Raw genomic sequence first — 22,691 nt, 5'->3', positions numbered from 1 at the left:
GCTGAGGATTACCCTCGTCTTTATTCCTGACACCATTTTTTCTCTCGCCAAGGCGCCAGGAGCGCCAAGGGAATGGGAAGAATGAGGGAAAGCGCGATCCGCAAGCACGGGATCGCTTGCGTTGTTAATCGGATGAACGGGAATCGTTGATTTCCCGACGTCCTTGGTGCATCGGCGAGAAGAGAGTTCTTCTCTCCGCCCTGCGCCATGTAGCGTGGAAACATCTCACCGGCAGCCAGACCTGCTGCCATCATTCTCCCGCCGCCGATTCCTTCCTTTCCTGCACTTCCTGCATCAAGGCTCGCAGCTCATCTCTGTCCAGCGTTTCCTTTTCAAGCAAGGCATGCGCCAGCCTGTCGAGCAGTTCGCGCTGTCGTAGCAGCGTCTGCTTCACGCGCTGGTGCGCGTCTTCAATCAGGCGTCCGATCTCTGCGTCGATCACTTGCGCGGTATTCTCGCTGTAACCCTTCCTTTCCTGCGCGGCGGCGGGATGCAGGAAAGCCGCGCGCGCTTCCTCGAAGGCGGCCATGCCGAGTCGATCGCTCATGCCGTACTGCGTCACCATATGGCGCGCCATGTCGGTCGCCATCTGCAGATCGTTCTGCGCACCGGTGGAGATGTCGCCGAAGACCAGCTCTTCCGCGACGCGCCCGCCGAGGTAGACATCCAGCCTGTCGAGCAGCTCGCTTTTCTTCAGCAGGTAGCGGTCTTCCGTCGGTTGCTGCTGGGTGTAGCCGAGCGCAGCGATGCCGCGCGGGATGATGGAGATCTTGTTCACGTGGTCGGCGTTGGGCCGCAGCTCGGCAATCAGCGCATGCCCCGCCTCGTGATAGGCGACGGTTTCCTTTTCCTTCGGATTCATCACGCGGGTCTTCTTTTCGAGGCCGGCGATGATGCGGTCGATGGCTTCGTCGAAGTCGGCCATCTCGACACTGTCCTTGCCGCGCCGCGCGGCGAGCAACGCCGCCTCGTTGACCAGGTTCGCAAGGTCGGCACCCGCGAACCCGGCCGTGCGTGCCGCGATCACCGACAGATCGACCTGCGGCGACAGCACGATATGCTTCACATGCACTTGCAGGATCCTTTCCCGCCCCTTGAGATCGGGCCGGTCGAGCGCAATGTGACGGTCGAAGCGGCCGGGACGCAGCAGCGCGGGATCGAGGATCTCCGGCCGGTTGGTGGCGGCCAGGATGATCACGCCCTTGTTGGTGTCGAAGCCGTCCATCTCCACCAGCAGCTGGTTCAAGGTCTGCTCCTGCTCGCTGTTGGCGCCGCTGACGACCGAGATGCCGCGCGCCTTGCCGAGCGCGTCGAGCTCATCGATGAAGATGATACAGGGCGCCTTCTCTTCCGCCTGCGCGAACAGATCGCGCACGCGCGCCGCGCCGACGCCCACGAACATCTCCACGAACTCCGAGCCGCTGATCGAGAAGAAAGGCACGCCCGCCTCGCCGGCGACCGCCTTGGCCAGCAGCGTCTTGCCCGTGCCGGGCGCGCCGACGATCAGTACGCCCTTCGGAATCTTTCCGCCCAGGCGCCGGTAGCGTTCCGGGTTCTTCAGGAACTCGACGATTTCCATCAGCTCATCCTTGGCCTCGTCGATGCCGGCCACGTCGCCGAACGTGACGCCGGTCTTGCTGGCGACATACACTCGCGCCTTGCTCTTGCCGATATCGAAGACGGACGACATGCCGGCGCGCTTTGCCATCCCGTTCCAGATCCAGAAAAAGAGACCGAGCGGAATGATCCATGACAGCAGCGTGGAAAACCATTCGCTCTTCTGCTGGCCCGTGAAGCGCACGCCCTGGTCCTGCATCTGCTCCACCAGTTGCGGATCGGCGACGCGCACCGTGATGAAGTCGCAGCCACGCTCTGCCTTGCAGCGCATCTGCGCAAGCTTCTCCCGCGGAAGGATCTGATCCAGCCCCTCGTTCTTCAGCGTTCCGCTGATCACGTCATCCGCCACCGTCGCTTCGCTGACCTTTCCCGCCTGCAGCAGGTTCTTGAAATCGCTGTAGGCAATCTGCGTGCGCTCTCCCTGGAACAGGGCCTGCATGAGGAGGAAGACAAGCGGCAGAAGCAGCAGGTACCAGATCGGTATGCGAAAGACTTTCCTGGTGTTGTTATTGTCAGGTTCTGGCATGGTTGCTGTCCGGTGCGCCGCGCAGGCTCCTCCGGCCAACTTACACTGCCCCGGGCCGCTTCGCCTTTGACCGTAATCAAGAAATTCCAGCCTCGCCGCGGCGGACAACGCGGACGAAAAAATCCGGATATAGAATGAACTGGATCGGCCTTGCGCACGGAGGGAAAGCAATGAGCATGATTCTCACCTCACCAGCATTTGACGCCAACGGCAGCATACCGGCGTTGCACACCTGCGATGGAAGCGACGTCTCCCCGGCCCTGTCCTGGTCCGGCCTTCCGCCGGGCACGAAAAGCCTCGCATTGATTGTCGACGATCCGGATGCGCCAGACCCTGCCGCGCCGCAAAGGACGTGGGTGCACTGGGTCCTCTACAACATTCCTCCGGATGCCACCGGCCTGACGCAAGGCGCGTCTGCGCATGCCTTGCCGGCGGGCACGCATGAAGGCACGAATGACTGGAAACGAGCCGGCTACGGCGGCCCCTGCCCGCCGATCGGACGCCATCGCTACTTCCACAAGCTCTACGCCCTCGACAAGCTGTTGCCTGACCTTCACAGGCCGGACAAGGCGCAGCTCGAGAAGGCCATGCACGGGCATATCATTGCCCATGCGGAACTGATCGGGACCTATCAGCGCGGGCAGCACAAGTAATACTGCTGCCAACCTGCTGCCGGATCACGCTCAGTCAGCGCAGCGAATGCGCGCAACGAGTGAGGAATCGCATGCATCTCCCTGACCAGTTCGACGACCGCGTGCAGGCGGCAAAAATGCTCGTGCAGCGCCTCGAGAAGTATCGTGGCCGCCATCCGCTCGTGCTGGCGATTCCGCGCGGCGCGCTGCCGATGGCCAAGGTGCTGGCGGACGAACTGGACGGTGAACTCGATGTCGTGCTGGTGCACAAGTTCGGCGCGCCCTACGATCCGGAATTTGCGCTGGGCGCGGTAGATGAGACCGGCTGGACCTACCTGACGCCTGACGCCGAACAATACGGCGCGAGCCGCAGCTACGTGCAGGAGGAGAGGCAGCGCCAGCTGGAAGTGTTGAAGCAGCGGCGCGCACGATACACGCCCTGCCGGCCGCCCATCGACCCCAAGGGCCGCATCGTGATCGTGGTCGATGACGGCATTGCCACCGGCGCCACCATGATCGCCGCGCTGCATGCCACCCGCGCCCGCGAACCGGCCGAACTCGTCTGCGCGGTGCCGGTCGCAGCGCTCGACAGCCTCGAATACGTCAAGCCGCTCGCGGACAAGGTCGTATGCATCCTTCCCCTTATCCACATGGGCAGCGTCGGCAGGTATTACCGCGATTTCCGCCAGGTCGAGGATGAGGAAGTGATCCGTATCCTGTCACAGGCCGGCGCAGGCACGCACCATGATCTCGCTTGAATCAAAACTCGCGTTCCTGCGGCAGCCGAGCAGCTACCCGGACCCTGTGTATCGCGTGGAGGCGATCGAGACTCACATGTCCTGGGTATTCCTGACCGACGACCATGCGTACAAGCTGAAGAAGCCCGTGCACTACGGACCGCTGGATTTCCGCAAGCTCGAAGCGCGGCGCTTTTTCTGCGAGGAAGAAGTACGGCTGAATCGCAGGCTGGCGCCGGATGTCTACCTCGCCGCCGTGCCGCTCGTGATCGATGCGCAACACCACCTCGCGCTGGGCGGCGAAGGCGATGCCATCGACTGGCTCGTCAAGATGCGCCGCCTTCCCGCGCACCGCATGCTGGATTACATGATCAAGGCAAACGTGGCACAGGAAAGCGACATGCAGCGGATTGCCGCCCTGCTGGCGCGCTTCTACCGCAGTTGCGAGCCGGTACGCAGCGGCCCGGATGAATACCGGCGCCGCTTCGAGCGCGACATCGCGCAGAACGAAGAGATCCTGTGCACGCCTGCCTTTCATCTGCCCGCGCGCCGCATCGAATCCCACTGCAATCTGCAGAGGACGTGGCTGGAGCGCATCAGTGATCTGCTTGATGCGCGCGTGCATGACGGACGCGTCGTCGAAGGTCACGGCGACCTGCGCGCCGAGCATGTGTGCCTGGAAAACGGGCTGGCCATTATTGATTGCCTGGAATTCTCGCGCGAGTTGAGGATGGTGGACACCTTCGACGAACTGGCCTTTCTTGCGCTCGAATGCGAGCGGCTCGACAAGCCGGAGTATGGCGCGCGATTACTGCGCACCTACACGGAATTGTCGGGTGATGCGCCGGATCCTTCCGTCATCCACTTTTACCAGAGCGTGCGTGCCTGCCTGCGCGCGCGCATCGCGATTTCCCACCTGCTCGAAGAGCAGTTCCGCTATTCCGCCGAGTGGCCGCGCCGCGCGATGGAATACCTGCAACTGGCAGAAGCGCATGCGGAGGCGGCGCATGCACGCTTAGTCTGATTCCAGCAGATCGACCACGGAGCCGCCCTCATGCATCCTGCGTATCGCGTCGGCAAACATGGCCGTGCTGTCGAGCACGCGCAGCTTCTCCCTGAGCGGCCCTTCGCTCACGCGCAGCGGCGGCACGGTATCGACCACCACGATCTGCTCCAGCGCCGCGTCGGCCAGCACGGTTTCGGCGTCCGCCATGAACAGGCCGTGGGTCGCCGCCGCGATCACCGTTTTCGCGCCGCGCTGCCGGCAGGCGCGCGCAGTGCGGGCGATCGTGCCGCCGCTGCTGATCAGGTCATCAATGATCAGCGCCAGCTTGCCGTCGACATCGCCCACCAGCATCTCGCCGCTCACGACGCCGCCGCTGCGATACTTTTCCGCGAACGCAGCCCCGACCGGCCTGCCGAGCACGCGCGACAGACGCTGTCGGAAAAGCTCGGCGCGCTTGATGCCACCGGCATCGGGAGATACCACGACAACGTCCTCGCCGCGCATGGCCGGCAGGAAGTGCCGGACGAACAGCGGGTTCGCCTCCAGGTTCTCGGTGTGGCAGCGGAACGCATTCTGATAAGCGGCGAGATTATGCACATCCATCGTCACCACCGCATCTGTGCCCACCGCCTCGAACAGCATCGCGACATAGCGGGTAGTGACGGGATCGCGCGGCTTGGTCTTGCGGTCCTTGCGCGCATACGCGAGATAGGGCGTGACGGCGGTGACCCGTGCGGCGCCCGCATCCTTGAGCGCGCCGATGAAGAACAGCAGGCAGCACAACTTGTCGTTGCCGCTGTGTTGCTCCTCGCCGTACAGGGAATGGATCACGAACACGTCGCGCCCGCGCACGCTTTCCAGCGGCCGCGCCTTGTGCTCGCCGTCCTCGAATTCGCGCTCCTCGTGCGGACTGAGCGCCAGGCCGAGATGGCCCGCCACGGCGGCACCGAAGCCCTTGCTTTGCTCCAGCGCGAAGAGCTGCAGCTCAGCCGGCGCGTATGGCTGTTGCGATACCTGTTGCGGCACCTGTTGCAATACCCCTTGCGTAACCTGGTTGACCATAAACTTCACTCCTGACATGGCTCATTACGATGTTTTCAACGGTGACGCGGACGGCATGTGCGCGCTGCGCCAGCTGCGCCTCGCCGAACCGCGCGCTTCCGTGCGCATCACCGGGCTCAAGCGTGAAATTGCGCTCCTGCAGCGCGTGCGTGCCCAGGCGGGCGACTCGGTGACGGCGCTCGACATTTCGCTCGATACCAATCGCGAGGCCGTGATGTCGCTGTTGCAAGGTGGCGTCAGCGTGCTGTATTTCGATCATCACGGCTCTGGTGACATTCCGCGCCATCCCGCCCTGGAGGCACATATCGACCTCGCGCCATCCGTGTGCACAGGAATGATCGTTGACCGCTATCTCGGCGGCAGGTACCGGCGGTGGGCTGTCGTGGCGGCATTCGGGGACAACTTCGGCCGCTCCGCGCGTGCGCTGGCGCACTCGCTTGCACTGGATGCGCTGCAGATCGAGGCATTGCAGGACCTCGGCGAATGCCTGAATTACAACGCCTACGGAGACATCGACAGCGATCCCGTGATCCACCCTGCCTCCCTGTATGCGATTCTCGAACGATTCGACGACCCGTTTGAATTCATGCAGTCCGAGCCGGTCTTCGAACAGCTCAGGCAGGCACGACGGCAAGACATCGAACTCGCCTGCCAGCTGCAGCCGCACACCGTGCTGCCGGGCGGCGGCATCCACGTGCTGCCGGATGCGGCATGGAGCCGGCGCGTGCGCGGCGAATTCGCCAACATGCTGGCGAACAGGGATCCGCGCCGTGCCCACGCCGTGCTGACGCCGAACCCGCAGGAGGGATTCACCGTCAGCGTGCGCGCACCGCTCACCACCCGGCGCGGCGCACGCCTGCTGTGCGAGCAGTTCGATACCGGCGGTGGACGTGCGGCGGCTGCCGGCGTCACCGACCTTCCGCGCGACCGCCTGCCTGATTTCATCCACGCCTTCGAGCAAGCTTTTCCGCAGACCGTTTCCTGAGCGGTGACCGTGGCACTTACCTGCGCGCGCGCCGCTCGATGTCCGGCTGCTTCATGATCACCCGCGACACCATCGACAGTTCCACCGACAAGAGGTTGACGATATCATCTGCCGTCACGATGCCGAACAGCGTTCCGTCTTCCCGCACCACCGGCAGCCGCCGCACCTTCAGGCTGCGCATCAGCTCGAGTGTCTCGAACAGGCCATCCGCTTCGCTGGCCGTCATCAGCGGCGAGGTCATCACGTCGCCGGCGGTGACCATGTCCAGGTCGATGCCCGGCGCCACCGCCTCGACCACAATATCGCGGTCGGTCACGATGCCGAGCGGCACACGGGCCTGCTCCTGCATGCCTGTCACGATCACGTCGCCGACATGATGCTCGCGCATCAGCTTGGCCACTTCGGATACCGACGCCCTGGCGTCGCAGCATATGACGTCAACGTTGCAAATTTCGCCTATCGGCATAGTGCTTCTCCTTGCTTCCACAATGGCTATATGCGGCCCGGCCGGCTGCGCCGGGGATTTCGAAGCGCGTTCAGCCCGCCTCCGCGCCCCAGCGCTGCCGGTCGCTGTCGGCGAGATGGCGCTGGCGCTCATCTACCTCTCGCGTCAGGGCCTGCAGTCCGAGCGACACTTCCAGCGGGAATTTTGGTGCGGGTTCCAGGCTGTACAGAGACGGCGGCAAGCGGGCGAGCTGCTCGCGCGCGTGGGAGCGGATGTCCGCCAGCGTGGGCAATGCCTGCAACAGCGTGCCGCCGCGCATCACCGGGCGCAGCAGCGCTTCGCCGCCCACGTCCTCATCCGGCAGCGCCAGCAGGTCGCCCTGCATGAGTCCGTGCGCGTCGTAATGACGGAACACCTGTTTGCGGCCCGGCCAGTTCACCTTGCCGAGCGAACGCTTGCGGCATGCCTGGCCGGCATATTCCACCAGCTTGTAGGCGCAGTCGAGAAAAGGCGCATCGGCGGAGGTGTTCATGCGCGTGCCGATGCCGAAGCCGTCGATCGGCGCATCGCCTTCGACCAATGTCTGCACTGCATATTCATCGAGATTGCCGCTGGCGAAAATCTCGATCGCGCGGCAGTCTTCTGCATCGAGGATCTCCCTGACGCGATACGCGAGCGTGCCGAGATCGCCGCTGTCCAGGCGCACCGCCTTGATCCGGATGCCCTCTTCTTCCTGCAGCCACTGCGCGAGGCGCGTCACCTGCAGCGCCGCCGCTTCGGTGTCGTAGGTATCGATGAGCAAGGTGGCGTTGTCGGGGAAGGCGCGCGCGAAGGCGGCGAAGGCCTCCGTTTCAGAGTCATGCGCCTGGACGTAGGAATGTGCCATCGTGCCCGAGACCGGGATGCGAAACAGCGCGCCCGCTAGGGTGGTGGCGGTGGCATCGAAGCCGGCGACGTAACTGGCGCGTGCTGACAGCAGGCCGGCTTCGGCACCATGCGCGCGGCGCAGGCCGAAATCGACGAGCCGCTTGCCGTTCGCCACCATCACGCAGCGCACGGCCTTGGACGCAATCATGGTTTCCAGCTGCAGCATGTTCATCACGCGGCTTTCAACGAACTGCGCCTCGCGCATCGGTGCGCTGATGCGCAGTATCGGCTCATCCTGGAACAGGATCGTGCCTTCCGGCATCGCGTCCACGTCGCCGGTAAAGCGGAAATCCCGCAGCGATTCGAGGAATGGCGCGCTGAACCTGCCGCTCTCGCGCAGCCACGTAATATCGTCTTCAGTGAAATGCAGATCGGTCAGGTAAGAGACGATCTGCTCGAGTCCTGCCGCCATCAGGAAGTTGCGCCGCTCGGGCAGGCGGCGCACGAAGAATTCGAATACCGCAGTGTCGTTCATCTGCTGCGCGAAGTACGCCTGCAGCATCGTGAGTTCATAGAAATCCGTCAGCAGCGCGCTTTCGCTATGGAGTGTCATGGTGGCGGGGCAAGGAAGGACGGCGACACGTTTCAACTCATACTCCAGTCTATTCTGCGACGGATCGAAGCGCTATCCCCGCCGAAAAAAAAGCCGGCCGGGGTACCTTTCGCCTGATTTGGGTCAAGGATTCCAATGCAGGGCAGCGTAAAACTGAAAGTCCCTGCCTGTTCCACAAGACGAAGATCCTCTCCCGATGTCCAGGAAATGCTTATGCGTCCAGTGCAATTGACCCCGGGCGATGCGTTGCTGGTCGTCGATGTGCAGAACGACTTCCTTCCCGGAGGAAACCTCGCCGTTGCCGGCGGAGACGAAGTGGTTCCTGTGCTCAACCGCTACATCGCGCTATTCACCCAGCTGCGCCTGCCCATCTACGCGACACGCGACTGGCATCCGACGAACCATTGCTCCTTCAAGCCGTACGGCGGCATCTGGCCGCCACACTGCATTGCGGGCAGTCATGGCGCGGAATTTCCCGCAGCACTGCAGCTCCCCGAGGGCACCATCATCATCTCCAAGGCGCAGGACGTGGACAAGGACGCCTATTCCGGCTTCGAAGGAACAGACCTCGCCGACCGCCTGCGCGCCGCGGGTATTAGGCGTGTCTTCATCGGCGGCCTCACCACTGATTACTGCGTGTTGAATTCCGTCATCGATGCCATCAGGGAAGGCTTCGACACCGCGTTCCTTCTCGATGCCACACGCGCCGTGGAAGTGCGCCGTGGCGACGGCGAAACCGCTATCATGGAAATGCGCCAATCAGGCGCGCGTTCCCTCGTCATTTCCGACATCGAGCAGGCGCAGGCGATGCATCTGTCCTGAAGAGCCGGCCCAGTGTCCGCTGTCTCCACTGTTACAGCCGGCACGCTGCGACGCTACTCGTACACGTAAGGCTTCAGCTTGACTTCCGAATTGATCGCCAGCTTCAGTTCGTCCGGCGGCACCGGCGGCTTATCCCACAGCAACTTGCGACCGTCGCGCTGATGCTTGTCAATATCCGGATGTTCCTGCTTCAGGTCGCGCAGGAACTCCGTAAATTCCGATTCGTAGTTCTGAAAGTGCTTCATGGTGGATCACCTCCACATGGATGTCGGCTCCGTGGACGGCGGGTGGCGCACAGCCGAACCCGCCGCACTCGCCTGCTACTTCTTGACTTCCTTGAATTCGGCGTCGACCACATCTTCCTGCTGTGACTGTTGTTGCTGTTGTTGCTGCTGTGCTTGCTGCTGCTCGCCCGCGGCCGCGGCGCCGGCGGCCTGCTGCGCCTGCGTTTCCGCATACATCGCCTCGCCGATCTTTTGCGCAGCGGTGGACAGCGCAGCAACCTTGGCATCGATGGCGGACTTATCATTGCCCTTGAGGGCATCGTCTAGGTCCTTGATCGCCGCTTCGATCCTTTCCTTGTCGCCGGCCGACAACTTGCCGCCATGCTCTTCCAATGCCTTGCGCGTAGTGTGGACCAGCGCATCGCCCTGGTTGCGACTTTCCGCCAGTTCCTTCAGCTTCTTGTCCTCTTCCGCGTAACGCTCGGCATCGCGCTCCATCTTCTTGATTTCCTCTTCCGTCAGACCGGAGTTCGCCTTGATGGTGATCTTGTTTTCCTTGCCGGATGCCTTGTCCTTCGCGCCGACATGCAGGATGCCGTTGGCGTCGATGTCGAAGGTCACCTCGATCTGCGGAATGCCGCGTGGTGCCGGCGGAATGCCCTCCAGGTTGAATTCGCCCAGCAGCTTGTTGCCGCTCGCCATCTCACGCTCGCCCTGGTACACCTTCACCGTGACCGCTGGCTGGTTGTCTTCGGCGGTGGAGAACGTCTGGCTGAACTTGGTCGGAATCGTCGTGTTCTTCTCGATCATCTTCGACATCACGCCGCCCAGAGTTTCGATGCCCAGCGAGAGCGGGGTCACATCCAGCAGCAGTACGTCCTTGCGCTCGCCCGACAGCACCGAGCCCTGTACCGCAGCGCCGACGGCCACGGCTTCATCCGGGTTGACGTCCTTGCGCGGCTCCTTGCCGAAGAATTCCTTCACCTTCTCCTGCACCTTCGGCATGCGCGTCTGCCCGCCCACCAGGATCACATCGTGGATATCGGAAGCCTTCACGCCTGCATCCTTCAGCGCGATGCGGCATGGCTCGATGGTGTTCTGGATCAGGTCTTCCACCAGCGATTCGAGCTTGGCGCGCGTGAGCTTCATGTTCATGTGCACCGGCGCACCGTTCGCCATCGCGATGTACGGCTCATTGATCTCGGTCTGCTGCGTCGAGGAGAGCTCGATCTTCGCGCGTTCCGCCGCGCTCTTGATGCGCTGTAACGCGATCGGATCCTTCCCCAGGTCGATCCCGTTGATCTTCCGGAATTCGTCGATGATGTAATTGATCAGGCGCTGGTCGAAGTCTTCGCCGCCGAGGAAAGTATCGCCGTTGGTCGACAGCACCTCGAACTGCTTCTCGCCGCTGATGTCCGCAATCTCGATGATCGAAATGTCGAAGGTGCCGCCGCCGAGGTCATAGACGGCGATCTTGTGTTCGGCGCCGGTGGTCTTATCGAGACCGAATGCCAGCGCAGCCGCGGTCGGCTCGTTGATGATGCGCTTCACGTCCAGACCGGCAATGCGGCCGGCGTCCTTGGTCGCCTGGCGCTGCGAGTCGTTGAAGTAAGCCGGCACCGTGATCACGGCTTCGGTCACTTCCTCGCCGAGATAGTCTTCGGCGGTCTTCTTCATCTTGCGCAGCACTTCCGCGGACACTTGCGGCGGCGCCAGCTTCTTGCCGCGCACTTCGATCCACGCATCACCGTTATCGGCCCGGATGATCTGGTATGGCATCAGGCCGATATCCTTCTGCACTTCCTTTTCATCGAACTTGCGTCCGATCAGGCGTTTCACCGCATACAGCGTATTCTTGGAGTTGGTCACAGCCTGACGCTTGGCCGGTGCGCCGACCAGAATTTCGCCGTCTTCCTGATAGGCGACGACCGAAGGCGTGGTGCGCGAACCTTCGGAATTCTCGATCACTTTCGGCTGACCGCCTTCCATGATCGCGACACAGGAATTGGTGGTACCCAGGTCAATGCCAATAATCTTGCCCATGATGCTTACCTCTCACGTAATTACAATTGTTCCCTTTGATTGATCCCTTATGAATATAAAGCCGACATGTGTTTTCAAGAGCCTTGCTTCTCGGCGGAGACGGTGACCAGAGCGGGCCGCAACAGACGGTCGGCAATCATGTAGCCTTTCTGCAGGACATTGACGATCGTGTTCGCACTCTGGTTCGCCGGCACCATGGAAATGGCTTGGTGTTTCATCGGATCGAATTTTTCCCCGGCATCGGGACTGATCTCCGTTAGGCGATTTTTTTCGAAGGCAGACGACAGCTGCTTCAGCGTCATCTCCACGCCCTGCTTGAATGAATCGACGGATGCGGTATCGACCTTCAGTGCCGCTTCCAGGCTGTCCTTCACCGGCACCAGCGCTTCGGCGAAATCCTCGACGGCGAATTTGTGCGCCTTGGCAATATCGTCCTGCGTGCGACGACGCAGATTTTCCGCCTCAGCCCTTGCACGCAGGAGCGCATCCTGCAATTCGTCCGCACGCGCTTTCGTCTCGGCAATTTTCCGTTCAAACCCTTGCTTGTCCGGATCAGCAGCCCCGTCTCCGCGCGTGGCGGGTTCAGTGGGCGGTGTGAATGGTTCGTGCGGCGGTGTGACTGGCTCGCTGGACGGAGTGACAGGCTCACCCGGCGGCGTGACCGGTTCCGAAGGAGGTGTGATCGGTTCGCCGGGCCTTACCTGCCCTTGCGGGCGAAATTTCTCCTGAGTCTCCATGTGAAATCCTCCTGTGCACATGAGAAATGGGGATTCGATACAGGAGTGACATCGGAAGACGGACACGGTTCAAGAAAACGAAGCATCATGATTCGTGCACCACGAGCGATGCGCGGGCAGCGAGGAAGCTTGCTTATTGCGGAGGGTGCTTTACCGCTTTACGTGCCGCAAAGCCGTGGCTTCTTGCGCATGGACGGGACCACAGGTGGCGGGTGAATTAACGACGAGCCGCACAACACTGACTGGAGGAGTTGGTGAAGGGGCAGCCGGCCAGAGACGGGAGAGACGGGGTACCACGCGCAATGTACATGCTGTGCGCTCAAGCGCATCCTTGGCCATTTGTCGTGGAATGACTGCGAGTGGCAGCCAGGAACGCAATGAAGGGCAACAAGGCCCCCTTCATGATGTTCAACGGCCATAAATGTCGGTAAAACTGGCCGAAGCAATCGCGTTCATGTTGACCATCAAGCCGACGAGGCCGGTGCTTGCGGATTCACGTTGGGCCATTTAATTAGATTGGCAAAAAAGCAACCATGTGAACGCCGGCGTCTTCCTGGAAGCAGTCTGCGCGCAAGTTGGATTTTACGCTGTGCAATAACCAAGGCAGTGCAACACGTTCGGATTCGTCTTTCCAGCGGAAAGACATGGCGCAGGGAGAACGGGAGAAAGGATTTTCAGAGACAGCGGACCTGAATGCGACTGTGTCAGTGAGATATTTGGCAGCACGAGGAAGTCCAAGGCAGTTGACCGAGGTTGCCGAGATGGTTGACGTCCTGCCAAATGGCGAGCCTTCGGCGCACCAGAAATGCAAAAGGGGCCAGCGATTACGCTAGCCCCTTGATTTTCTGGTGCTGATGAGAGGAGTCGAACCTCCGACCTACTGATTACGAATCAGTTGCTCTACCAACTGAGCTACATCAGCGAAAGCGCGTATTCTAACAAGAAAAGTTCCGACTGCGCTAGGGACCCGGCAGGCATTTTCGCTTCTTCAGCCCTTCTTCCTTGCATCGTGGCTTGCCGAAGCACCCCGGCGCTGCCACATTTGCACGAAGTTTCCAGAGAATCCGCGACGATGCTCACTCGAAGTGATAGCTCGTCACCCGCTCCACTTCGCTCCTCGATCCCAGGAACACCGCCACCCGCTCGTGCAGCTTTTTCGGCTGAATGTCGAGGATGCGCTGCTTGCCGTTGGTTGCCGCGCCGCCTGCCTGCTCAACGATGAAGGCCATCGGGTTGGCTTCGTACATCAGGCGCAGCTTGCCGGGCTTTTCCGGTTCGCGCGCGTCGGCCGGATACATGAAGACGCCACCGCGATTGAGGATGCGGTGCACATCAGCGACCATCGAGGCGATCCAGCGCATGTTGAAATTCTTGCCGCGCGGGCCAGTTTCGCCGGCGAGCATTTCGTCGATATAACGCTTGACTGGCGGATACCAGTGGCGCGAATTGGAGGCGTTGATCGCGAATTCCTTGGTTTCTGCAGGAATCTTCATGTCGCGGTGCGTGAGCACCCAGGAGCCCATTTCGCGGTCGAGCGTGAAGCAGTTCACGCCGGCGCCGGTGGTGAGCACCAGCACGGTCTGCGGGCCGTACACGGCATAGCCTGCCGCAACCTGCTTCGCGCCGGGTTGCAGGAAGGCTTCCTCGGTCGGTTCGCTCATGTCTTCCGGGGCTTTCAGCACCGAGAAGATGGTGCCGATCGAGACATTGACATCGATGTTGGACGAACCATCGAGCGGATCGAACAGCAGCAGGTATTCGCCCTTCGGATAGCGGTTCGGAATCGGATGGATGGTTTCCATTTCCTCGGAGGCCATCGCCGCAAGGTGACCACCCCACTCGTTTGCTTCGAGCAGCATTTCGTTGGACAGGATGTCCAGCTTCTTCTGCACCTCGCCCTGCACGTTCTCGCTTTCTGCGCTGCCGAGAACCTCGCCCAACGCTCCCTTGCCGACCGCATGGCTGATGGTTTTGCAGGCGCGTGCGACCACTTCGATCAACAGGCGCAATTCAGCCGGAATGCTGTTATGCAGGCGCTGCTCTTCAACAAGGTGCTGCGTGAGGCTGATTCTTTTCATAGGTTATTCCAGTGAGTTAGTTGGAGAGGGACTTGGACACGACTTCGAGCACGTCTTTCGACAAACCCTTGGTTTCCGCAACCTTCTTCAGAGCGGCATGCATCTTTTCCTGCAGGGCCGGCGCGTACTTGCGCCAGCGGTCGAGGCTGCGCGCGAGGCGGGCGGCGACTTGCGGGTTGATGGCATTGAGGGCGATCACCTGCTCGGCCCAGAATTCGTAGCCGCTGCCGTCGGTGGCGTGGAACTGCGAGGGGTTGGCGTTGCAGAAACTGAAGATCAGGCTGCGCGCGCGGTTCGGGTTCTTGAGCGTGAACGCCGGGTGTTTCATGAGCTGGCGCACAGCCTTGACGTCGCTCGTGCGCGCCGTGGCCTGCAGCGAGAACCATTTGTCGATGACCAGCGCTTCCTGTTCGAATTCCTCGTAGAAGCGTTGCAGCGCCGCCACCTTGCCCGGGGCGCTGCTGTTCACCAGTGCGGTGAGCGCAGCCATACGGTCGGTCATGTTGTTGGCATGGTCGTACTGGTTCTGCGCGAGCTGGTGGGCATCGACATCGTCGAGTTCCATCAGGTAGGCCAGCGCGAGGTTCTTGAGCCCGCGCTTGCCGGCCGATTCCGGGTCGGGGCTGTAACTGCCAGGCGTGCGGCTGGACTGGTACGCGACCTCCCAGTCGACGCGCATCGCGCTGGCGAGCGAGCGACGCAGGAACTGGCGCACGGCGTGGATGGCGTGCGGGTCGATCACCTCCATCTGCTCGGCCACGACGGTTTCCGACGGCAGGATGAGCGCGAGCTCGCGGAATGCCGGATCGAGCGTCGTGTCGTTAAGCGTGGCGCGGAACGCTTGGTTGAGCACACTTTCCGCAAGCTCCGCATCGCTCAGTGCATGGTTCTCCAGCCCAGCGGAGGCGAGCTTGAGCATGCGGCGCATGGCGAGGCGCTGCCCTGCTTCCCAGCGGTTGAAGGCGTCGCTGTCATTTGCCATCAGGAAGGCAAGTTCTTCATCCGTGTACTCGATATCGAGGATGACCGGTGCAGAGAAATTGCGCAGCACGGACGGCGTGGGCCGTTGCGGCACCTGCGTGAAGAGGAATGTCTGCGTCGGCTGCGTCAGTTCCAGCACGACCGTTGTCGGCGCTGTGCCTGCATCGCCGGCGCCTTCCAGGTGCAGCGGCAGGTCCTTGCCGCTGCCGTCGAGCAAGCCCACGGCAACCGGGATGTGCAGCGATTCCTTGGCGGACTGGCCCGGGGTCGGCGGGCAGGTTTGCGACAGCGTGATCGCGTAGGCCTGCGCGGCTTCGTCGTACTGTGTTTCCACCTTCACCCGCGGCGTGCCGGACTGGCTGTACCAGCTCTCGAACTGCGTCAGGTCGCGGCCATTGGCATCGGCCATGGCGGCACGGAAATCATTGCAGGCGACCGCCTGACCGTCATGACGCTGGAAGTACAGGTCCATGCCCTTGCGGAAGCCTTCGCGGCCGAGCAGGGTCTGGTACATGCGTACCACTTCCGCGCCTTTTTCATAGACGGTGACGGTGTAGAAGTTGTTGATCTCGACATAGGAGTCAGGGCGCACCGGATGCGCCATCGGGCCGGCGTCTTCCGGGAACTGCGCCTGGCGCAGCACGCGCACGTCCTCGATGCGCTTGACGGCGCGGCCGCTGTCGGTGCCGATCATGTCGGCGGAGAATTCCTGGTCGCGGAACACCGTCAGGCCTTCCTTGAGCGAGAGCTGGAACCAGTCGCGGCAGGTGACGCGGTTGCCGGTCCAGTTGTGGAAGTATTCGTGGCCGACCACCGATTCGATGCCGGCATAATCCGTATCGGTCGCGATGCGCGGATTGGCCAGCACGTACTTGGTGTTGAAGATGTTCAGGCCTTTGTTCTCCATCGCGCCCATGTTGAAGTCGCTGACGGCGACGATCATGAAGCGGTCGAGGTCGAGCTCCAGGCCGAAGCGTTCCTCATCCCAGCGGATGCTGTTCTTGAGCGAATCCATCGCATGCTGGGTCTTGTCGAGATTGCCCTCTTCCACCCAAACCTGCAGCACCACTTCACGGCCGGACTTGAGGGTGTACTTCTCTTCCTGGCGCACCAGGTTGCCGGCCACCAGCGCGAACAGGTAGGACGGCTTCTTGAATGGGTCTTCCCACACGGCGTAATGACGGCCGTCGCCGAGGTCGCCCTCTTCCACAAGGTTGCCATTCGACAGGAGGACAGGATATCTTTCCTTGTCGGCGCGTAGCATCACCTTGAATTTCGCCATCACGTCGGGACGGTCCGGGAAATAGGTGATCTTGCGGAAGCCTTCGGCTTCGCATTGGGTGAAGAAATTGCCATTGGACACGTACAGGCCCATCAGCGAGGTGTTCAGGTTGGGATGCGTGACCGTCTCGATTTCGAGTATCACCTGATCCGGCGGATTGAAGATTTCCAGGCTGCCGGGACCAAGGGTGTAGCCGCGCTTGGTCAGCTGCTTGCCGTTCATGCGCAGCTGCACCAGGCTCAGCGCTTCGCCGTACAGCAGCAGGCTCTTGCTGCGGCTGACGGGATTGCGGTGCATAGTCAGGCGGGTCGCGACGCGCGTCACCTCCGGATCGAGGTCGAAACCCATTTCGACCGTATCGACCAGAAAGCTCGGGGGGGTGTAATCCTTGCGATAAATCGTCTGCGGAGTATCGGTACGCATAGGGAGGGCTTGAATCAGGGGAAAATGGCGCAAACTAGTATTTTACCAACCGTTGAATGGCGGGTGTATTGACTTGCGATAGGCGTCCGGCTGCCGGACGTGCTGGCAGGCCGAGGCACCTGCAGGAGCCCATCGCATGAAAGCAGGACTTGCATTACTCGCGGCCGGAGCGGCATTGCTGCTCGCGGCCTGTACGCAGGAGCAACAGAACAAGCTCAGCCGCAACATCCAGAACTGGACCGGTACGAACGGCGTGCTTGAGTTTTATGCCGGCGACAAGCTGGTGCGGCGTTTCATTCATATTGACAAGATCTCCACGGCGATGGGCACTGATGACAACAGGCCGCGCTCCTATCGCTATGGCTACGGCGTGCTGGACGAGAATTTGAACATGGTGGCTGACCCCGGCGAAAAAAAGGTCTATTTTGAAATCAGCGACTTCGGCTCGAACTATATCTTCTTCGAGAACCCGCGCTGAAGCGTTACAAAAATTTACGGAATTTCTTTGCCTCTTGTCTATTCTGAAAGGCGAAAAGAAGAGAATGCACGCTGGAGAAAATCAATGAAAGCCTGGCTGATCGCCGTTGTCATGGGTGCAATGACCATCCTGGTTAGCGGCTGCGGCACCACGATCCAGAGCAATGTGACGACCTTCCATGAATGGCCGGCCAGCCTGCCGGACAAGCATTATGTGTTCGAACGCACCAAGGAGCAGAACAATAACCTCGAATACCTCAATTACGAGAACCTGGTCCGGGAACAACTGAACCGTCTCGGCTTTACAGAGGCATCACCCTCCACACCGCCAACGCTCAAGGTTTCCCTCGGCTACAGCGTCGACAGCCGCGACGTGCGTGAAGTCTATCCGGTCGTCGTCAATCCCTATCCCTACCCCTACTGGTACGGCCCGGCCTGGCGCGGCTATTACGGGCCGTTCTACGACCCGTTCTGGTACGGCCCGCCCATGGTGGAACAGCGCGTTTCCCAGTATCGCCTCTACACGCGCCACCTGCGCATCGTCATCGCGCGCATGTCGGACGGAAAGCAGCTGTATGAAACGACGGTGGTGAGCGAAGGCACCAATGGATCTCTCGCGGCAGTCATGCCTTACATGGTGCGCGCCGCATTCACGGATTTCCCCGGCAAGAGCGGCGTTCCGCACCAAGTCGAATTGAAAATGCAGTAGCGGTCGGCGCGACACGATCAGTCGCCGACAATCTCCGTCAGCGCTGCGTCGAGCGCGCGGGCGAGTGTGTCGCTGGATGCAATGATGCTTGTGCGTCCGGCGCGCATTGCCTGCGCGAGCGACTCGTCGGTCAGCGTGAATACCAGCTGTCCCTGCCGCCCGGCGAAGATGAAACGGCTGCGGCCGGGGCTCACCCACATCAACCGGCAGTTCATCTTGCTGCCATCATTTCGCACGAAAGTGAGCCAGTTCCCCGGCACTAACGTGTCGGCCTGACGCATGAACTCGGCGAGCACCTCTTCCTGCTGCTGTTGCGCGCGCCGGCTCAACTGGTGTTCGCTGGCTTTCTGCATCATGTTCATCCGCAGTTCCAGCTGGTGACGCGGCGTCAGTTCAGGCAGGGCGCGAATGGCGGCCTGATGGCGCTCTGCCAGGGTTGCGAAGAAGCTCTCTCGCTCCGTGCCGTCCCACTTCACGACATTGAGCCAGGCGTTGAGCATTGACAGCAGCGCAGGCAAACGCTCGACCAACGCCTTGCGTTCCGCCTCGCTGCCTTTTGGCTGCACGCTCCAAATGAGCTCATCCATGGCTTGCAGCACTTTCGCCAGCAACTCCGGCTTGCTGTCGCGTGTGCCGTAGGCAAACACAAGCACGCGTGACCACTGGGCCTGCAGGAAGGCTTCGACGAAGCCGGGCACTTCGCCGGACTCGATGCGCGCATGCACATCGTCCTGCGCAAGATCCATCGCATGCGAGATATTTTCCTGGCTGGCCGCTTCAGCGGCCGTCTCGCCCAGCCGGGCCGTGAAAGCGTCCTCCCGCTGCGCTGCCAGTGCCTGCAGAACGCGGATGGCCTGTTCGAACGCCCCAGCCTTCGGCGTTTCTTCGAGGCGATCCAGGACCTGCGCAATGCTCACGTGCAGGGGATCGTTGCGTCCCTTGGCCGGATCGCAGGCAAGGCCGGCTGCAAGTACCGCGTCGACCAGACTCCGGGCCGGATGCGTTGCGCGAAAGAAGAATTCGATATCCGCCAGCGCCAGATTGCGCAACGGCGCGCGCAAGCGGTCGATCAGTTCCCTGATGGCGGGCGGAATGCTTTCATCGTGGCCAAGCCGGTCGAAAGCCTTGTCCATCAGGCCGGCGGCTCGCGCGTCGATGACGTTGAGCATGCCGTCCGGTGCCAGCCAGCGCCGCAGCTTTTCCTGGCGTGAAGGCGCGGGAAGCGCATGCGCCGTACACCTGCGTCGGTATTCCTGCTCCGCGTCGGGCAGGATGTTGCGGATGGCGAGTTCCTGGCTGAGCACCTGCAGAATCGGGCCGCATTGCAGGAATATCTCGGGGTGCAGCTGCTGCAGCATGACATGCTGTGTGGCGCTGTTCAGGTCGAACTTGCCCCATGCCTTGGCGAAGGCTGTCACGAAGGTTTCCGCGCGAAATGGATTGGCACCAGTATGTGCAGGAATGCCTGTTTCCTCCGGCTGCAGCCAGTGCGCAATGCGCATGCCGAGCACCGCCAGGACATCTGCGTTGACGGCATCGATGGCCTGACTCAGGTTGTCGATCAAGACCTTGCGTTCCATGGCGGCGAAGTCGATCAGCGACAGGTCCATCGCGCCGCTTTCCAGCCGCAATGCGCCCTGCATGCCGGCGACCTGCACGGCCTGCAGCAGGCACTCCTGCAGGCTTTCCGTGAACAGCCGATGGAAAGTCATGCGCTGCCGGGCCAGATGTTCGGCTGCATGGCGGTACAGGCCTGCATCCGGTGCGATGTCCGGTGCGGCATCCGACCCCGGAGATGCGAGCGCTTCACACAGGCGCGTGGTGAAGCCATCAAGCTGCGCGGCGGAGAGGCGCAACGCGGTGAACGTCAGCGTGTGCAGCAGCGCCATCCGGTCAGGCACGGCAAGGTTCTCATGGCGCTGCGGCCTGTCGTGGTCTGCCATGATCCCGGCCTGTGCCATCTCGGCGCGCGCCGGTCAGGAATACATCGCTTCCGAAGCAAACGTGATGGCGACAATCAGCATCACGACGGCGGCCAGCACGAGCAGCAGGCGGCCGAACTTCGGTGTTCCGTCGGTACCCGTCGGCTGCTCGGGCGGATGATTCATGGGGTTGTCCATGGCACTGGCTCAGGGCAGCAGGATGGTGGAACCGGTCGTCTTGCGCGCTTCGAGGTCGCGGTGCGCCTGCACCACGTCCTTGAGCGCGTAGCGCTGGTTGATCTCAATCTTCACCTTCTTGCTCGACACCATGTCGAACAGCTGGGCGGCCGACTTGTCGAGGTCCTCGCGCTTTGCGATGTAGGAAAACAGTGAAGGCCGCGTGATGAACAGCGATCCGCGCGACGCCAGCTCATTCAGGCTGAACGGCGGCACCGGACCGGACGCGCTGCCGAAGCTGACCATCATACCGAGCGGCGACAGGCAGTCGAGCGAACCGGTGAAGGTGTCCTTGCCGATGGAATCGTAGACCACGGGCACGCCCTTGCCGCCAGTAATGTCCTTCACCCGCTCGACGAAGTTTTCCTTGTTGTAGTTGATGGTATGCGTGCAGCCGTGCGCCTTCGCGAGTTCCGCCTTCTCGTCGGAGCCGACCGTGCCGATCATGGTCACGCCGAGTGCGCGAGCCCATTGACATGCGATCAGCCCGACACCGCCCGCCGCGGCATGGAACAGGATGGTTTCGCCGCCATGCAACGGGAAGGTGCGATGGAACAGGTATTGCACCGTCAGGCCCTGCAGCATCATCGCCGCAGCGGTTTCGAAGTCGATGGCATCCGGCAGTTTGACGAGGATGGCGGCCGGCATCACGCGCGCCTCCGCATAGGCGCCGGTCGGACGTTCCGCATAGGCCACGCGATCACCGGGCTTCACATGGGTGACGCCTTCGCCGACCGCCTCCACGGTGCCCGAGCCTTCCATGCCCAGGCCTGCCGGCAGCGGCTGCGGATAGGCGCCGGTGCGGAAATACACATCGATGTAGTTCAGGCCGCAGGCCGCCTGGCGCACGCGCACCTCGCCCGGCCCCGGTTCGCCGACCTCGACATCGACATACTCCATGACTTCCGGTCCGCCGACCTTGCTGATCCTGATTGCCTTTGCCATGCTCGCTCCTTAATTGTGATTGTGATGATGATGCGGCACCATCTGCGACAGCAACAGCCGCGCAGAGACGATATTGGTCGCGCATGGCACGTTATGCACGTCGCAGGCGCGCACCAGCGCATTGACATCCGGCTCGTGCGGATGCGCGGTCATCGGGTCGCGCAGGAAGATGACGCAGTCGATCTTGCCTTCGACCAGCTCCGCGCCGATCTGCAGGTCGCCGCCGAACGGGCCCGACAATTTGCGCTCGACCGTCAGGCCGACTTCCTCGTGCAGGCGCTTGCCCGTCGTGCCCGTTGCCACGAGGATGCACTGGCGCAGCAAGTCGGCAAACTCAGCTGCCAGATCGATCATCTCGTCCTTCTTGCTGTCGTGTGCAATCAATGCAATACGCTTCTTCACTTCAACTCCGTTCGATATGCGATTTGTCAGTCCACGAAACACACGAAAAACACGAAAATGGTTCCATCATATTTTGGCAAAGCCTGCCGGGAAAAAAACCTTCCGTGCTTTCCGCGTTTTCCGTGAACTCCTAAAACGTTCCCGGGTAATTGCCGCCGTCCAGCAGGACGTTCTGGCCGGTCATGTAGCTCGCATGGACGCTGCACAGGAAGGCGCAGACCGCACCGAATTCGGCCGGCGATCCGAAGCGCTGCGCGGGAATCTGCTTGCGTCGCGCGGCGACGGCTTCGTCGACACCCTTCCCGGCTGCGGCGGCCGATGCCCCGATGGTCTTGATCAGGCGATCGGTCTCGAACTGGCCCGGCAGCAAGTTGTTGATGGTGACGTTATGTGCAACCGTCTTGCGTGCCAGTCCGCCAACGAAGCCGGTCAGGCCGGAGCGCGCACCGTTGGACAGGCCGAGGATGTCGATGGGCGCCTTGACGGCGCTCGAGGTGATGTTGACGATACGCCCGAAGCGGCGCGCGATCATGCCGTCGACGGTCGCCTTGATCAGTTCGATCGGCGTCAGCATGTTGGCATCCAGCGCGGCGATCCAGTCGTCGCGCGTCCAGTTGCGAAAATCGCCCGGCGGCGGGCCGCCGGCATTGTTGACGAGGATATCGGGCTGCGGGCAAGCGGCCAGTGCCTTCGCGCGGCCGTCCGGTGTAGTAATGTCGCAGGCCACTGCGGTAATCGTGACGCCGGTCTTGCGGCGAATCTCCTCCGCGGTGGCTTCCAGCACGTCCGCCGTGCGGGCCACCAATGTCACGTTCACGCCCTCGCCGGCCAGCGCCTCCGCGCAGCCGCGACCCAGTCCCTTGCTCGCGCCGCATACCAGCGCCGTCTTGCCGCTTATTCCAAGATCCATATCGGTTTC

22 protein-coding genes and 1 tRNA gene are annotated in these 22,691 nt (G+C 61.9%); 7 read left to right on the top strand and 16 right to left on the bottom strand.

The genetic code is table 11. The features are described from left to right. Positions 1–20: 20 nt before the first annotated feature. Together VJ698_RS02820 and ftsH are read right to left on the bottom strand one after the other, a co-directional pair. On the bottom strand, positions 21–254 hold the full coding sequence (locus VJ698_RS02820; protein ID WP_324101140.1) for a hypothetical protein: 234 nt from the start codon (positions 252–254) through the stop codon (positions 21–23). Further along, on the bottom strand, positions 251–2,143 hold the full coding sequence (ftsH, locus tag VJ698_RS02815) for an ATP-dependent zinc metalloprotease FtsH (RefSeq protein ID WP_324101139.1): 1,893 nt from the start codon (positions 2,141–2,143) through the stop codon (positions 251–253). The genes VJ698_RS02820 and ftsH overlap by 4 nt, the downstream gene beginning before the upstream one ends. Before the next feature lie 170 nt (positions 2,144–2,313). Here ftsH and VJ698_RS02810 point away from each other — a divergent pair, with 170 nt between their 5' ends. From VJ698_RS02810 to VJ698_RS02800, 3 genes are all read left to right on the top strand, one after another. Continuing rightward, a complete protein-coding gene (locus VJ698_RS02810) occupies positions 2,314–2,796 on the top strand; it encodes a YbhB/YbcL family Raf kinase inhibitor-like protein (RefSeq protein WP_324101138.1) in 483 nt (160 codons plus the stop codon). Positions 2,797–2,867: 71 nt separating this feature from the next. Beyond that, positions 2,868–3,533, top strand: a complete 666-nt coding sequence (locus VJ698_RS02805) for a phosphoribosyltransferase (RefSeq protein WP_324101137.1) — start codon at positions 2,868–2,870, stop codon at positions 3,531–3,533. Further along, positions 3,520–4,536, top strand: a complete 1,017-nt coding sequence (locus VJ698_RS02800; RefSeq protein ID WP_324101136.1) for a hypothetical protein — start codon at positions 3,520–3,522, stop codon at positions 4,534–4,536. The genes VJ698_RS02805 and VJ698_RS02800 overlap by 14 nt, the downstream gene beginning before the upstream one ends. Here the strand turns inward: VJ698_RS02800 and VJ698_RS02795 are convergent. Continuing rightward, complete coding sequence (locus tag VJ698_RS02795) at positions 4,528–5,580, bottom strand: ribose-phosphate pyrophosphokinase (RefSeq protein ID WP_324101135.1); 1,053 nt, start codon at positions 5,578–5,580, stop codon at positions 4,528–4,530. The genes VJ698_RS02800 and VJ698_RS02795 overlap by 9 nt on opposite strands. 16 nt (positions 5,581–5,596) lie before the next feature. Here VJ698_RS02795 and VJ698_RS02790 point away from each other — a divergent pair, with 16 nt between their 5' ends. Then, a complete protein-coding gene (locus VJ698_RS02790; protein ID WP_324101134.1) occupies positions 5,597–6,565 on the top strand; it encodes an acetyltransferase in 969 nt (322 codons plus the stop codon). A 16-nt stretch (positions 6,566–6,581) separates the two neighbouring features. Here VJ698_RS02790 and VJ698_RS02785 read toward each other — a convergent pair whose 3' ends face one another. Both VJ698_RS02785 and VJ698_RS02780 read right to left on the bottom strand, forming a co-directional pair. Beyond that, a complete protein-coding gene (locus VJ698_RS02785) occupies positions 6,582–7,031 on the bottom strand; it encodes a CBS domain-containing protein (protein ID WP_324101133.1) in 450 nt (149 codons plus the stop codon). Between the two features lie 70 nt (positions 7,032–7,101). Continuing rightward, positions 7,102–8,490 (bottom strand): nicotinate phosphoribosyltransferase, encoded by a 1,389-nt coding sequence (locus VJ698_RS02780; protein WP_324101198.1) that lies wholly within the window; start codon positions 8,488–8,490, stop codon positions 7,102–7,104. A gap of 213 nt (positions 8,491–8,703) precedes the next feature. On the opposite strand from VJ698_RS02780, the gene VJ698_RS02775 reads away from it, so the two are divergent. Next, positions 8,704–9,312, top strand: a complete 609-nt coding sequence (locus tag VJ698_RS02775; RefSeq protein ID WP_324101132.1) for a nicotinamidase — start codon at positions 8,704–8,706, stop codon at positions 9,310–9,312. A 53-nt stretch (positions 9,313–9,365) separates the two neighbouring features. Here VJ698_RS02775 and VJ698_RS02770 read toward each other — a convergent pair whose 3' ends face one another. The 6 genes from VJ698_RS02770 to pepN all read right to left on the bottom strand — a co-directional run bounded on the left by VJ698_RS02770 (position 9,366) and on the right by pepN (position 17,080). Next, the gene (locus tag VJ698_RS02770) at positions 9,366–9,557 is read right to left on the bottom strand and encodes a DUF3460 family protein (protein ID WP_324101131.1); all 192 of its coding nucleotides are present in this window, start codon (positions 9,555–9,557) and stop codon (positions 9,366–9,368) included. Positions 9,558–9,632: 75 nt separating this feature from the next. Next, positions 9,633–11,579 (bottom strand): molecular chaperone DnaK, encoded by a 1,947-nt coding sequence (gene dnaK, locus VJ698_RS02765; protein WP_324101130.1) that lies wholly within the window; start codon positions 11,577–11,579, stop codon positions 9,633–9,635. 74 nt (positions 11,580–11,653) lie between these two features. Further along, positions 11,654–12,316: a nucleotide exchange factor GrpE gene (gene grpE, locus VJ698_RS02760; RefSeq protein WP_324101129.1), complete on the bottom strand. Its 663-nt coding sequence runs from the start codon at positions 12,314–12,316 to the stop codon at positions 11,654–11,656. 846 nt (positions 12,317–13,162) lie between these two features. Beyond that, positions 13,163–13,238: transfer RNA gene (locus tag VJ698_RS02755), tRNA-Thr, on the bottom strand. A gap of 154 nt (positions 13,239–13,392) precedes the next feature. Then, a complete protein-coding gene (locus tag VJ698_RS02750; protein WP_324101128.1) occupies positions 13,393–14,394 on the bottom strand; it encodes a class 1 fructose-bisphosphatase in 1,002 nt (333 codons plus the stop codon). 16 nt (positions 14,395–14,410) lie between these two features. Then, positions 14,411–17,080, bottom strand: a complete 2,670-nt coding sequence (gene pepN / locus VJ698_RS02745; RefSeq protein WP_324101127.1) for an aminopeptidase N — start codon at positions 17,078–17,080, stop codon at positions 14,411–14,413. Positions 17,081–17,216: 136 nt separating this feature from the next. On the opposite strand from pepN, the gene VJ698_RS02740 reads away from it, so the two are divergent. After that, entirely contained in the window at positions 17,217–17,558 is a 342-nt protein-coding gene (locus VJ698_RS02740; RefSeq protein WP_324101126.1) for a hypothetical protein, read from the top strand. An 84-nt stretch (positions 17,559–17,642) separates the two neighbouring features. Continuing rightward, complete coding sequence (locus tag VJ698_RS02735) at positions 17,643–18,266, top strand: DUF4136 domain-containing protein (protein WP_324101125.1); 624 nt, start codon at positions 17,643–17,645, stop codon at positions 18,264–18,266. Positions 18,267–18,283: 17 nt separating this feature from the next. On the opposite strand, the gene VJ698_RS02730 is transcribed toward VJ698_RS02735, so the two are convergent. From VJ698_RS02730 to VJ698_RS02710, 5 genes are all read right to left on the bottom strand, one after another. Then, on the bottom strand, positions 18,284–20,209 hold the full coding sequence (locus tag VJ698_RS02730; protein WP_324101124.1) for a DUF1631 family protein: 1,926 nt from the start codon (positions 20,207–20,209) through the stop codon (positions 18,284–18,286). Positions 20,210–20,242: 33 nt separating this feature from the next. Continuing rightward, on the bottom strand, positions 20,243–20,374 hold the full coding sequence (locus VJ698_RS02725) for a hypothetical protein (RefSeq protein WP_324101201.1): 132 nt from the start codon (positions 20,372–20,374) through the stop codon (positions 20,243–20,245). 21 nt (positions 20,375–20,395) lie between these two features. After that, entirely contained in the window at positions 20,396–21,370 is a 975-nt protein-coding gene (locus VJ698_RS02720) for a quinone oxidoreductase (RefSeq protein ID WP_324101123.1), read from the bottom strand. Positions 21,371–21,379: 9 nt separating this feature from the next. After that, on the bottom strand, positions 21,380–21,772 hold the full coding sequence (locus VJ698_RS02715; RefSeq protein ID WP_324101122.1) for a methylglyoxal synthase: 393 nt from the start codon (positions 21,770–21,772) through the stop codon (positions 21,380–21,382). 130 nt (positions 21,773–21,902) lie between these two features. Then, complete coding sequence (locus VJ698_RS02710) at positions 21,903–22,682, bottom strand: SDR family oxidoreductase (protein WP_324101121.1); 780 nt, start codon at positions 22,680–22,682, stop codon at positions 21,903–21,905. Positions 22,683–22,691 lie beyond the last annotated feature (9 nt).

The sequence above is a fragment of the Noviherbaspirillum sp. genome (genome assembly GCF_035254685.1).
Classification (GTDB): Bacteria; Pseudomonadota; Gammaproteobacteria; order Burkholderiales; family Burkholderiaceae_D; genus Noviherbaspirillum.
Note: the sequence above shows the minus strand (reverse complement) of the source record. Positions and strands in the feature narration are given on the sequence as shown.